Source organism: Bradyrhizobium sp. Ken01, assembly GCF_055807355.1.
In genome coordinates this window covers 99,308-110,674 of the sequence record NZ_JBVVPC010000013.1, presented here as the reverse complement: position 1 = coordinate 110,674, position 11,367 = coordinate 99,308, and the positions used below count along the sequence as shown (strand labels likewise).

Annotated in this window: 13 protein-coding genes; 8 read left to right on the top strand and 5 right to left on the bottom strand. The window is 64.4% G+C overall.

Features of this window, described 5'->3' with window-relative positions; genetic code table 11:
• Positions 1 to 114 precede the first annotated feature (114 nt).
• Positions 115 to 1,005 carry a crotonase/enoyl-CoA hydratase family protein gene (locus AC0L3S_RS15475; RefSeq protein WP_473279640.1) on the top strand — a complete coding sequence of 297 codons (891 nt, stop codon included), beginning with the start codon at positions 115 to 117 and terminating at the stop codon, positions 1,003 to 1,005.
• A gap of 12 nt (positions 1,006 to 1,017) precedes the next feature.
• Here the strand turns inward: AC0L3S_RS15475 and AC0L3S_RS15470 are convergent, their stop codons facing one another.
• Complete coding sequence (locus AC0L3S_RS15470) at positions 1,018 to 1,995, bottom strand: NADPH:quinone oxidoreductase family protein (protein ID WP_473279639.1); 978 nt, start codon at positions 1,993 to 1,995, stop codon at positions 1,018 to 1,020.
• Positions 1,995 to 2,603 (bottom strand): DsbA family protein, encoded by a 609-nt coding sequence (locus tag AC0L3S_RS15465; protein ID WP_473279638.1) that lies wholly within the window; start codon positions 2,601 to 2,603, stop codon positions 1,995 to 1,997. Before AC0L3S_RS15465 ends, AC0L3S_RS15470 begins: the two co-directional genes overlap by 1 nt.
• A 110-nt stretch (positions 2,604 to 2,713) precedes the next feature.
• Between AC0L3S_RS15465 and AC0L3S_RS15460 the strand changes: the two genes are divergently transcribed.
• The gene (locus tag AC0L3S_RS15460; RefSeq protein WP_473279637.1) at positions 2,714 to 3,736 is read left to right on the top strand and encodes a methionine synthase; all 1,023 of its coding nucleotides are present in this window, start codon (positions 2,714 to 2,716) and stop codon (positions 3,734 to 3,736) included.
• Between the two features lie 4 nt (positions 3,737 to 3,740).
• Positions 3,741 to 3,968, top strand: coding sequence for a hypothetical protein (locus AC0L3S_RS15455; RefSeq protein ID WP_473279636.1), 228 nt, complete (start codon positions 3,741 to 3,743; stop codon positions 3,966 to 3,968).
• Here the strand turns inward: AC0L3S_RS15455 and AC0L3S_RS15450 are convergent.
• The 3 genes from AC0L3S_RS15450 to AC0L3S_RS15440 all read right to left on the bottom strand — a co-directional run bounded on the left by AC0L3S_RS15450 (position 3,965) and on the right by AC0L3S_RS15440 (position 5,991).
• Complete coding sequence (locus AC0L3S_RS15450; protein ID WP_473279635.1) at positions 3,965 to 4,582, bottom strand: hypothetical protein; 618 nt, start codon at positions 4,580 to 4,582, stop codon at positions 3,965 to 3,967. The two genes, AC0L3S_RS15455 and AC0L3S_RS15450, sit on opposite strands and share 4 nt — an antisense overlap.
• Before the next feature lie 107 nt (positions 4,583 to 4,689).
• A complete protein-coding gene (gene gpt / locus AC0L3S_RS15445) occupies positions 4,690 to 5,217 on the bottom strand; it encodes a xanthine phosphoribosyltransferase (protein ID WP_007602504.1) in 528 nt (175 codons plus the stop codon).
• Between the two features lie 36 nt (positions 5,218 to 5,253).
• Complete coding sequence (locus tag AC0L3S_RS15440; RefSeq protein WP_063995835.1) at positions 5,254 to 5,991, bottom strand: competence/damage-inducible protein A; 738 nt, start codon at positions 5,989 to 5,991, stop codon at positions 5,254 to 5,256.
• A 277-nt stretch (positions 5,992 to 6,268) separates the two neighbouring features.
• Between AC0L3S_RS15440 and AC0L3S_RS15435 the strand changes: the two genes are divergently transcribed.
• The 5 genes from AC0L3S_RS15435 (at position 6,269) to AC0L3S_RS15415 (ending at position 11,321) form a co-directional block, all read left to right on the top strand.
• A complete protein-coding gene (locus tag AC0L3S_RS15435) occupies positions 6,269 to 7,687 on the top strand; it encodes a circularly permuted type 2 ATP-grasp protein (protein WP_473258890.1) in 1,419 nt (472 codons plus the stop codon).
• Between the two features lie 4 nt (positions 7,688 to 7,691).
• Positions 7,692 to 8,636, top strand: coding sequence for an alpha-E domain-containing protein (locus AC0L3S_RS15430; protein WP_027567757.1), 945 nt, complete (start codon positions 7,692 to 7,694; stop codon positions 8,634 to 8,636).
• Positions 8,637 to 8,805: 169 nt separating this feature from the next.
• The gene (locus AC0L3S_RS15425; protein WP_473258893.1) at positions 8,806 to 9,654 is read left to right on the top strand and encodes a transglutaminase family protein; all 849 of its coding nucleotides are present in this window, start codon (positions 8,806 to 8,808) and stop codon (positions 9,652 to 9,654) included.
• A 123-nt stretch (positions 9,655 to 9,777) separates the two neighbouring features.
• Positions 9,778 to 10,536, top strand: a complete 759-nt coding sequence (locus AC0L3S_RS15420; protein ID WP_473279634.1) for a proteasome-type protease — start codon at positions 9,778 to 9,780, stop codon at positions 10,534 to 10,536.
• A gap of 26 nt (positions 10,537 to 10,562) precedes the next feature.
• On the top strand, positions 10,563 to 11,321 hold the full coding sequence (locus AC0L3S_RS15415) for an SDR family oxidoreductase (protein ID WP_007602492.1): 759 nt from the start codon (positions 10,563 to 10,565) through the stop codon (positions 11,319 to 11,321).
• Positions 11,322 to 11,367 lie beyond the last annotated feature (46 nt).

Below are 11,367 nucleotides of genomic sequence, written 5' to 3'. Positions count from 1 at the left end.
ATGCCCGGGCCTTCGCCTCGCCGAAGCGGCTTCGGTCGCGCAGGCGGGACAAGCCCGGGCATGACGGCAGGCTGCGTAGCAACACCAATAACAAAGAAAAGGAAGGAAACCACCATGGCGTATGAGACGATCAAATACGAGGTCGCCGAGCAGATCCTCACCATCACGCTGAACCGGCCCGACAAGCTCAACGCCTTCAACGCTCAGATGCAGGGAGAGCTGATCGACGCGTTCGACGCCGCCGACAAGGACGACGACGTCCGCGCCATCATCGTCACAGGCGCCGGCCGCGGTTTTTGCGCGGGCGCAGACCTTTCGTCGGGCGCGGATACGTTCGATCGCGACGCCCGACGCGGGCCGGTGAAGCGCTTCGCCGACGGCAAGGTCGACTACAGCGATTCCCAGGTGCGCGACGGCGGCGGCCAGGTGACGTTGCGCATCTTCAAATGCCTGAAGCCGGTGATTGCCGCGGTCAACGGTCCCGCGGTCGGCATCGGCGTCACCATGCAGCTCGCGATGGACATCCGCATCGCGTCCGAGGCCGCGCGCTTTGGCTTCGTGTTCTCCCAGCGCGGCATCGTGCCGGAGGCCGCCTCGAGCTGGTTCCTGCCGCGCATCGTCGGCATCTCGCAGGCGCTGGAATGGTGCTATTCGGGCCGCGTCTTCCCGGCGCAGGAAGCCCTCGGCGGTCGCCTCGTCAGCAAGGTCGTAGCCCCTGATGATCTGCTACCGACCGCACGCGCGCTCGCCAAGGAATTCGCGGCGAAGACGGCGCCGGTGTCGGTGGCACTGATCCGCCAGATGATGTGGCGCATGATGGGCGCCGACGATCCCATGGAAGCCCACAAGGTCGACAGCCGCGGCATCTACGCCCGCGGCCGCTCTGAAGATGTCAAAGAGGGCGTGGTGTCGTTCCTGGAGAAGCGCCCAGCTCAGTTCAAGGACAAGGTGTCGAGCGATATGCCCGACTATTTCCCGTGGTGGACGGAGCGGGAGTACAAGTGACCTTGTAGGCACTTAGTCCATCATCAACGCCACACGTCCGATCGCCTTGCGGTCGATCAGCAACCGCATCGCCTTCGCAACCTCCTCCAGCGGCAGGCGGTGCGAGACGTGGGGCCGCAGCTTGCCCTCCTCGGCCCATTGGAGCAGTGCCTTCAGCCTGACCTCGCCGAGCGCGGGATTTTTCCGTACCGCCTCACCGGCGCGCACGCCGAGCACGCTGGCACCCTTGATCAGCAGGAGATTGGTTTTCGCCGAGCCGATGCCGCCCGTGAAGCCGATCACCAGCAGCCGCGCGCCCCAGGCGATGCAACGCATCGAATTCTCGAACACTTCGCCGCCGACGGGATCGAACACGACGTCGGCACCGCGACCGTCGGTGATGCGCTTGACAGCATCACGAAACGGCTCGCGGTCGTAGCGCACGAGATGATCGGCGCCGCGCGCCTTGGCAATCGCGAGCTTTTCGTCGCTGGACGCGGTCGCGATCACGGTCGCGCCCAGCATCTTGCCAATCTCCACGGCGGCAAGGCCCACGCCCCCACCGGCACCATGCACCAGCAGCACCTCCCCCGGCTCGACCCGGCCGCGGTCGATCAGCGCGTGATAGGCGGTGCCGTGCCCGGCGAGATAGGTCGCGGCTTCCGCATAGTCGAACGTCGATGGCATCGGCGTGAGCTGCGACGGCATCACCAGTGCTTCATCGGCGAAGGCGCCGTGCCGCATCTTGACGATGACCTTGTCGCCGGCTGCGACGCCGCTCGCCCCTGCGCTGACCTCGGTCACGTCGCCGGCCGCCTCCATTCCCGGCGTGAACGGCAGCTCCGGCTTGAGCTGGTACTCGCCGGCCGCCATCAGCATGTCTGGAAAATTCAGGCCGGCGGCACGGATCGCGACGCGCACTTCGCCCGGCTTCAGCTCGCGCGACCGATGCTCTTCGAGCTGCAATTTTTCGGGCGCGCCGAGCGCGCGGCAGACGACAGCCCGCACCATCAGGCCGCGCTCGCCTTGTCGCGCAGCAGCGCCTCGCGGATCAACGGCAGGCGGTCATTGCCGAAATACATGTCGGTCTTGCCGACAAAGATCGTCGGCGAGCCAAAGCCGCCGCGAGCGACGACCTCTTCGGTGTTGGCCTTGAGTTGGTCCTTGATCCCCTGCCCGGAAATGCCGGCGAAGAATTTCTGCTCGTCGACGCCGACCTTCCTGCAGATCTCGGCGAGCACTGGATCCTGCGAGATGTCCTTGTCCTCGCCCCAATAGGCCTCGAACACCGCCGTGGCGAAAGGCACCGTTTCCTGTCCGAGCCAGATGCAGCCGCGCATCGCTTTGACGCTGTTCACCGGAAATACCGTCGGCGGCATCTTGATCGCGAGACCGGCCGAGCGCGACCAGTCGGCAAGGTCCTTTTTCATGTAGCGCGCCTTCAGCGGCACCGGTGTCTCACGCTGAGCATAGACACTTGGGTTGGCCGTATTGAAGATGCCGCCCACCAGGATCGGCCGCCAGATGATCTCCGCGCCAACCTCCCGGGCCAGCGGCTGGATGTTGTGGAAGGCGAGATAGGTCCAGGGGCTGGAACAGTCGAAGAAGAATTCGATCATGGCGTTTCCGGTCCGGCGCCGCCGGTTTCAAGGCGACTTTTGTTGTTCTGTACCTCGACGTTAAGACATGGCAGGAAGGGGCGCAATCACAACTCGCCGAGAGGGCCGCCATGCTGTTTCCAACCACGATCGCCGGCTCCTTGCCGAAGCCGGAATGGCTCGCCGAACCCAACATGCTCTGGGCGCCCTGGAAGTCGCAAGGCGACGAGCTCGTCCGCGCCAAGCGCGATGCGACGATGCTTGCCGTCAAAGTCCAGGAGGATGCCGGGATCGACATCGTCACCGAGGGCGAGCAGGCCCGGCAACATTTCGTCCACGGTTTCCTGGAGAAGATCGAGGGCATCGATTTCGCCCACAAGGTCGAGATGGGCATCCGCAAGGACCGCTACAAGGCGATGGTGCCGCAGGTCGTCGCCCCGCTCCGGCTGAAGAGCCGCGTCCACGCCGACGAGGCGCGCGTCGCCCGCGCGCACACCAAGAAGAAGCTGAAATTCACCCTGCCCGGTCCCATGACCATCATCGACACCATTGCGGATCGCTACTATGGCGACCGCGTCAAGATGGCCTTTGCGTTCGCCGAACTCCTGAACGAGGAAGCCAAGGCGCTCCAGGCCGACGGCGTCGATCTCGTGCAATTCGACGAGCCCGCGTTCAACGTCTACATGGACGAGGTCAACGACTGGGGTATCAAGGCGCTGGAGCGCGCCGCGCAAGGCCTGACCTGCGCCACCGCCGTGCATATCTGCTACGGCTACGGCATCAAGGCCAACACCGATTGGAAGGAAACGCTCGGCGCGCAATGGCGGCAGTACGAGCAGATCTTTCCCGCGATCGACGCCAGCCCGATCCAGCAGGTCGCGATCGAGTGCCGCAACTCGAAGGTGCCGCTCGACCTGCTCGCGCTGCTCAAGTCCAAGATCGTGCAGGCCGGCGTGATCGACGTCGCCAGCGACACGGTCGAGACCGCCGAGGATGTCGTGCAGGTGATCGACGCGGTGTCGAAATTCGTACCCAAGAGCAACATCATCGCCACCACCAATTGCGGCATGGCGCCGATGCGGCGCGAGATCGCCGAAGCCAAGCTGATGGCGCTTGGGGCCGGTGCCGCGCTGGCACGCGAGAAGCTGGGTTAAGGCGGTGGTCCGTCTGGCGTTCACCATTGCAGCGCTTGCAGCTTTCGCGCTGCCTGCGTATGCAGAGGATCGTTCCGTGCTTCTCAATTGCAAAGCAATCATGGAGCGTGCGTCGAAGGATGCGAATGCCGCGAGCGGAGCCGAGCTGACACGCTGCCGCCAAGTGATCCGCGAATGGGCGCTGCGCGATGCGCGCACGACAGTGGATGAAGACGGCAAGCCGCTGCGCTAGCTGCGCGCGGTCGGATGCAGCACAAGTTGATATCCAGCGATGATCGCGCGCAGCGTGGAAGGCGGCGTCAGCAACATCGGATGATCGAGAGCGCTCGGATGCGGGGCGTAGCCCGCGGGTGACCACGGCAGCGCCTTGCCCTGCGCGACGAGGAAGCAGTCATCGCCCTGTTGCACCATCGCGCCATCCGGCAATTCCGCGAGTGGCATCGGCAACGCATGCAGCCGTTTCTTGCCACGATCGAGCCGTTCCCGATGCAGTACGGCGTCCATTGCCTTGGCGCTGATGCCGCTGGCACCGTTGCCCGTCTCCCACGCAACGCGGAAGCGCTTGGCATCGTCGCGACGGCAGAAGAAGCAGGGACGGTGGCCTGCGGCAAAGGCCGTGGCCTCGTCGAGGAAGAAGAGCTCGGTCCAGCTCCGCCGCGCCATCACCGGCCGGCGCCAACCGCGGAATTCGCACAGGCAAACGATCCAGGCCGGCGACGACCAGCGCTTTTTCAACAGCGTCTTGGTCGCGGGATCATGGATGATGCCGCGGTTGCCGGTGAACAGGCCGCGGTGCGGCGTGGCAACGATCTCGCCGGTCGGCGTGACGCGGTTTTGCAGGGGCATGGTCGCCTCCGCCCGTCATTGCGCGGAGCGAAGCGACGAAGCAATCCAGACTGTTTCCGCGGACACATTTCTGGATTGCTTCGCTGCGCTCGCAATGACGGCGATGATCACGCCGCGCCGTCGCGGAGCGGCGGGTGGTAGGACAGCGCCGTGTCCCAGGGAAAGAAGATCCAGGTGTCCTGCGAGACTTCCGTGATGAAGGTGTCAACCAGCGGACGTCCCTTCGGCTTGGCGTAGACGGTGGCGAAATGCGCGTCGGGCAGCATCGCGCGCACCAGCTTGCCGGTCTTGCCGGTGTCGACGAGGTCGTCGACGATCAAAAGCCCCTTGCCGGTGCCGCCGCCAAGCTTCATCACGTCTTCGGAAATGCCCTTCAGCACTTTGAGGTCGCCCTGCTTGTCGTGGTCGTAGCTGGCGATGCAGACCGTATCGATCACGCGCACGCCGAGCTCGCGCGCCACGATCGCCGCCGGCACAAGGCCGCCGCGGGTGATCGCGATCACCGCATGAAACGGACCAACCTCATTGAGCCGCCAGGTCAGTGCCCGGCAATCCCGGTGGAACTGGTCCCACGAGACCGGAAAGGGGCGGCCCGCCCGTTCTTCCGCACTTAGTTCCGGTGCTTCACCAGCCATCCTCGTCTCCTGCTTCGCCTGCCGGCAGCTAGGTTGCTAGCGGGTGATGTTCAATCCCGCCAGCATTTCCTTCACCGCCGCCATTGCGGCTGCGAGCTTGTCCGCATCGCGCGAGCGCACCACCAGATTGGTGTTCGGCTTCTGCTCTTCATCCATGAAGGGATAGCTGCCGATGATGGTGTCGGGATGTTGGGCGGCAATCGCCCGCAGCGGGCCGCCGATGTCGCCCTCCCGCGCATTGGCGCGGACCGATTCGGAAAGCATGCGCACGCCCGATTTCAGCTTGGGCGAGACAATGTCCATCATCGCCTGCATGATCGAGGGCACGCCCGCCATGACGATGACATTGCCGATCTTGAAGCCGGGGGCGAGGATGGTCGCGCTCTGGATCAGCTCGGCACCATCGGGGATGCGGGCCATGCGCAGGCGGGCCTCGTTGAGGTCCTGCTCGCTCCAGCGCTCGCGGAAACGGGCGACCACCTCCGGGTGATGGTCGATGCCGACGCCGAACGCCTTGGCGACGCTGTCGGCGGTGATGTCGTCATGGGTCGGCCCGATGCCGCCTGTGGTGAAGACATAGGTGTAGCGATGCCGCAGTGCATCCAGCGCCGCAATGATGTCGGGCTCGTCGTCGGAGACGACCCGGACCTCCTTCAGGTCGATGCCGATATTGGTCAGGTATTCGGCGATGAAGCCGATGTTCTTGTCCTTGGTCCGGCCGGACAGGATTTCGTCCCCAATGACCAGAATGCCCGCCGTGACGATCTCGCTCATACCTCAAGTCCCTCACCTATCGGCCCGACTTTGCCGAGGTAACGCGTTGAAGTCACGCGGTTTTGCTGCCGAAATAAGCAGTCCTCAGCCATTTTTTCAGGCAAGCCGCCGGCCATCCCCGGCAAATGTCCTCTCCCCATGCTTATCGCGCTGGCCCGGCCCTTGCTACCGCATGAAAGTCATGCACTCTTGCCGCATGGCCAGGACGTTGCGGTCTTCACCAAGGCCTGGCGGCCTGTCGAATGGCGCAACGCCTTGCGGAGACAAGTCGGGATCTATGGCAGTCGCGTTTGATGAAATGAACATTCCCGGTGGGGACCTTCGCCCCGCCTATCAGGAGCTGGCGCGCTGGCTCAAGGAGACGCCTCCCGAGGCGCTCGAATATCGCCGCCAGGAGGCCGAGCTCCTGTTCCGCCGGATCGGCATCACCTTCGCCGTCTATGGCGAGGCCGAGTCCACCGAGCGCCTGATTCCCTTCGACGTGATCCCGCGGATCATGTCCGGCAAGGAATGGTCGCTGCTGGAGAAGGGCCTCAAGCAGCGCGTGCGCGCGCTCAACATGTTCCTGCGCGACATCTATCACGGCCGCGACATCCTCCGCGCCGAGATCGTGCCCGACGACCTCATCTTTCAGAACCCGGTCTTCCGTCCCGAGATGAACGGACAGCAGGTGCCGCACGACGTCTACGTGCACATCGCCGGTATCGACATCGTCAGGGTCGATTCCGAGGACTTCATCGTGCTGGAGGACAATGCGCGCACGCCCTCGGGCGTGTCCTACATGCTGGAAAACCGCGAGATCATGATGCGGCTGTTTCCGGACCTGTTCGCCCGTCACAGGGTGGCGCCGGTCGAACGCTATCCGGACGAGCTGCTATCGGCCTTGCGCTCGGTGGCGCCGCAAAGCGCCTCCGGCGAGCCGACCGTCGCGTTGCTCACGCCGGGCGTCTACAACTCGGCCTATTACGAGCACTCCTTCCTCGCCGACAAGCTCGGAATCGAGCTGGTCGAGGGCCGCGATCTCATCGTCAAGAACAACGAAGTGTTCATGCGGACGACCGAGGGCGTGAAACGGGTCGACGTCATCTACCGCCGCGTCGACGACGACTACCTCGATCCCCTCACCTTCCGCCCCGACTCCGCGCTCGGCGTGCCCGGGCTGATGTCGGCCTATGCGGCCGGCAACATCACGCTCGCCAACGCCGTCGGCACCGGCATCGCCGACGACAAGGCGATCTACTCCTACATGCCCGACATCGTAAAATTCTACCTGGGCGAGGAGCCGATCCTGAAGAACGTGCAGACCTGGCGCTGCCGCGAGCCGAAGGACCTCGCCTATGTGCTGGATAATTTGAGCGAACTCGTCGTGAAGGAGGTGCACGGCTCCGGCGGCTACGGCATGCTGATCGGACCTGCCGCGACCAAGGCGACAATCGAGGCCTTCCGCGAAAAGCTCAAGCGCGAGCCCGAAGGCTTCATTGCGCAGCCGACGCTGGCGCTCTCGACCTGCCCGACCTGCACGGCATCCGGCCTTGCGCCGCGCCACGTGGACCTGCGGCCGTTCGTGCTCACCGGCAGTAAGAGCACCACGATCGTGCCCGGCGGGTTGACACGCGTTGCCCTGAAGGAAGGCTCTCTGGTGGTGAATTCGAGCCAGGGCGGCGGCACCAAAGATACCTGGATCCTGGACGAGTAGAGAGATGCTGTCGCGTACCGCCGAAAACCTCTATTGGCTCGCCCGCTACGTCGAACGGGCCGAGTATCTCGCGCGCACCATCGATGCGACGCTACGCGTCACCGCGCTTCCCGCCGCCTATATCGGCAAAACCAACGAATGGGACTCGGCGCTTTTGACCGCCGGCGTCGCCGCGAGCTTCTATCAGCAGTATGAAGAAGCCAACGAGCACAACGTCGTCGATTATCTCTCGTTCTCGGCTGACAACCCGTCGTCGATCAGGAATTGCATCGAGGCCGCGCGGCTGAATTCGCGCTCGGTGCGCACAGCGCTGACGAGCGAGATGTGGGACACCATCAACTCGGCCTGGATCGAACTGCAGGAGGTCTGGAGCAGAGGGACCTCCACGCGCGAGGACCTCGCAAAATTCCTGCGCTTCGTGCAGGAGACCTCGCTGCGCTTCGACGGCTCGGCCTACCGGACCATGTTGCGCAACGACGCCTACTGGTTCTCGCGGATGGGCCTGCATCTCGAACGCGCCGACAACACCGCGCGCATTCTCGACGTGAAATACCATGTGCTGCTGCCCGAGGAGGAGCATGTCGGCGGCCCGCTCGATTTCTACCAGTGGACCTCTATCCTGCGCTCGGTTTCGGCGCTGACGGCCTATCACTGGGTCTATCGCGAGACGCTGAAACCCTGGCTGATCGCGGATTTGCTCATCCTCAACGATTCACTGCCGCGTTCGCTCGCAAGCTGCTACGGCAATCTCGTGCGCAATCTCGATCAGATCGGGGTCGCCTATGGCCGCCAGGGCCCGGCCCAGCGCCATGCCCGCGGCATCCGCAACCGGCTGGAACACAGCAATATGAACGACATTTTCCAGCATGGCGTGCATGAATTCATTCAGGAATTCATCTCGGACAATTCCAGGCTGGGCGAAATCATCACGAAGCAGTATTTGATCTGATGTCCCCCGGCTGATGAAAACGGGATATCGTCGTGGCCGGGCTTGTCCCGGCCATCCACGTTCTTGCTTTCGCGTGCGAAGAAGATCGTGGATGCCCGGGACAAGCCCGGGCATGACGAGCTTCTTCGCAGTAGGCAGTCGGGTCTAACCACTAACTTCACGGTCCACCATGCGCCTGCGAATCCTGCACACCACGACCTATCGCTACGAGCCGCAGGCCACGAGCGTGATCCAAATCCTGCGCATGACGCCCGGCAGCCATGACGGGCAATATGTGGCGGAGTGGCAGATCGACGTGTCCACCGACACCAAGCTCGACACCCACGAGGACGCGTTCGGCAACGTCACCCACGTGCTGTCCTGCGGACCGGTCGGCGATATCAAGATCACCGCCGAGGGGCTGATCGAGACCCACGACACCGGCGGCGTTCTGCGTGGCGCCGATGAACGCTTTCCGGCAGGGATGTTCTTGCGCGCCACCGACCTCACCACGGTCAATCCGGCGATGCATGCGGTCGCGCGCCAGCTGCGCAGCGAGGCCGAGAGCGACACGCTGGGCTTCCTGCATACGCTGATGACGCAAATCAGCGATCACATGACGTTCGACGAGGACCCGACCAACAGCGGCACGTCGGCGGCGGAAGCGTTCACGCTCAAGCGCGGCGTCTGCCAGGACTACGCGCACATCTTCATCGCCTGCGCCCGCAGCGGGGGCGTGCCGGCGCGCTTCGTCTCCGGCCACTTCCTGCGCTCCGACGGTACGGTGCAGCAGGACGCGGGCCATGCCTGGGCGGAGGCCCATGTCGACGGTCTCGGCTGGGTCGGCTTCGATCCCGCCAACAGCATCTGCGCCACCGACGCCCACGTCCGCGTCGCGATCGGGCTCGATTATCTCGGCGCAGCCCCCGTGCGCGGCACGCGCTATGGCGGCGGAGCGGAGACGCTGTCAGTGGCGGTCAAGGTCGAGCAGGCCGGCCGCGGCGGCCAGTCGCAATCGCAGTCCCAGCGGCAGAGCTGAACCGCGCCACGCAAGCCCCTCGCCCGCGCACTAGCTTCACCCTGCCGCCCCGCGGCAATCGGGGGTTGGAGCGGCCCTTGAAATTGGCTAGTAATTCCGCGCAAACGCGTTCGGGGACTGGAAATGACCTATTGTTGCGGAATTCTGGTTCGGGACGGTCTGGTGATGATCGCCGACACCCGCACCAATGCCGGCCTCGACAACGTCTCGACCTTCCGCAAGCTCCACATCTTCTCCAAGCCCGGCGACCGCATCATGGCGATCGCCAGCGCCGGCAACCTCGCCGTCAGCCAGTCGGTGCTCTCGACGCTGACCGAGGGCCTCGAAGACCCCAACACGGGTGAGATCGAGACGCTGATGAACGCGCCGACCATGTTCCAGGCCGCCCAGCGCATTGGCCGGGCGATCAGGGCCGTGCACGCGACCGAGGGCCCGGCGCTGAGGTCCGAGGACGTGTCGTTCGACGTCTCCTTCCTGTTCGGCGGCCAGATCAATGGCGCGCGCATGCGCCTGTTCATGGTCTACACCGCCGGCAATTTCATCGAATGCACCACCGACACACCCTATTTGCAGATCGGCGAGCACAAATACGGCAAGCCGGTGCTCGACCGCGCCATGCACTACGACGTCGAGCTCTACGAGGCGCTGAAGACCGGGCTGATCTCGATGGATTCGACCATGCGCTCGAATCTCGGCGTCGGCCTGCCGATCGACGTGCTGGTGGTGCGCGCCGACGCCTGCGAGGCCGATCTCAACCACCGCATCGAGGCGGGGGAGCCCTATTTCCACGATTTGCGCTCGCGCTGGTCGGCGGCCTTGCGCGCCGCGCATCAGAACATTCCGCGGCCGCCCTACAAGAACGAAAAAGAATCCAAAACCTGACAGCTCAAGAGAAAAGGCAGGAAACGATGAGTGAAGCGAAAAAGATCGCGGTGGTGACGGGCGCCGGCACCGGAGTCGGGCGCGCGGCTTCGCTGGCGCTGATGAACACAGGCTTCACCGTGGTGCTGGTCGGGCGCCGGCCGGACATGCTCGAGGAGACGGCCAAGCTCGGCCCCGCCGGAAAGAGCCTCTGCGTCACCGCCGACATGACCAAGCCGGACTCGATCGCCGCGCTGTTCGACAAGGTGAAGGCCACCTATGGCCGGCTCGACGTGCTCTTCAACAATGCCGGCATGGGCGCACCGCCGGTGAATTTCGAGGATCTCAGCCTCGAGCAGTGGCAGGCGGTGGTGAACACCAACCTCACCGGCCCGTTCCTGTGCACCCAGCACGCCTTCCGCATCATGAAGGACCAGAGCCCCCGCGGCGGCCGCATCATCAACAACGGCTCGATCTCGGCGCATGCGCCGCGGCCGTTCTCGGCGGCCTATACCTCGACCAAGCACGCCATCACCGGCCTCACCAAGGCGTCCAACCTCGACGGGCGCATGTACGACATCGCGGTCGGCCAGGTCGACATCGGCAACGCCGCAACGCCCATGACCGACCGCATGGTCAACGGTCCCGGCGTGCTGCAGCCCGACGGCACGTCGAAGCAGGAGCCGCGCATGGATGCGAAAGCGGTCGGCGATGCCGTCGCCTACATGGCCGGCCTGCCGCTCGATGCCAACGTGCTGACCATGACCGTCATGGCAACCAAGATGCCGTTCGTGGGACGGGGCTGAATCAAAAAACGTGAAAACAACCCCATGCACAGTAGGCGCCCTATTG

What these genes read in the sequence shown, in the direction of transcription:
- AC0L3S_RS15475 (WP_473279640.1), top strand. Translation starts at nt 115, where the DNA reads ATGGCGTATGAGACGATCAAATACGAGGTCGCCGAGCAGATCCTCACC.
- AC0L3S_RS15470 (WP_473279639.1), bottom strand. Translation starts at nt 1,995, where the DNA reads ATGGTGCGGGCTGTCGTCTGCCGCGCGCTCGGCGCGCCCGAAAAATTG.
- AC0L3S_RS15465 (WP_473279638.1), bottom strand. Translation starts at nt 2,603, where the DNA reads ATGATCGAATTCTTCTTCGACTGTTCCAGCCCCTGGACCTATCTCGCC.
- AC0L3S_RS15460 (WP_473279637.1), top strand. Translation starts at nt 2,714, where the DNA reads ATGCTGTTTCCAACCACGATCGCCGGCTCCTTGCCGAAGCCGGAATGG.
- AC0L3S_RS15450 (WP_473279635.1), bottom strand. Translation starts at nt 4,582, where the DNA reads ATGCCCCTGCAAAACCGCGTCACGCCGACCGGCGAGATCGTTGCCACG.
- gpt (WP_007602504.1), bottom strand. Translation starts at nt 5,217, where the DNA reads ATGGCTGGTGAAGCACCGGAACTAAGTGCGGAAGAACGGGCGGGCCGC.
- AC0L3S_RS15440 (WP_063995835.1), bottom strand. Translation starts at nt 5,991, where the DNA reads ATGAGCGAGATCGTCACGGCGGGCATTCTGGTCATTGGGGACGAAATC.
- AC0L3S_RS15435 (WP_473258890.1), top strand. Translation starts at nt 6,269, where the DNA reads ATGGCAGTCGCGTTTGATGAAATGAACATTCCCGGTGGGGACCTTCGC.
- AC0L3S_RS15430 (WP_027567757.1), top strand. Translation starts at nt 7,692, where the DNA reads ATGCTGTCGCGTACCGCCGAAAACCTCTATTGGCTCGCCCGCTACGTC.
- AC0L3S_RS15425 (WP_473258893.1), top strand. Translation starts at nt 8,806, where the DNA reads ATGCGCCTGCGAATCCTGCACACCACGACCTATCGCTACGAGCCGCAG.
- AC0L3S_RS15420 (WP_473279634.1), top strand. Translation starts at nt 9,778, where the DNA reads ATGACCTATTGTTGCGGAATTCTGGTTCGGGACGGTCTGGTGATGATC.
- AC0L3S_RS15415 (WP_007602492.1), top strand. Translation starts at nt 10,563, where the DNA reads ATGAGTGAAGCGAAAAAGATCGCGGTGGTGACGGGCGCCGGCACCGGA.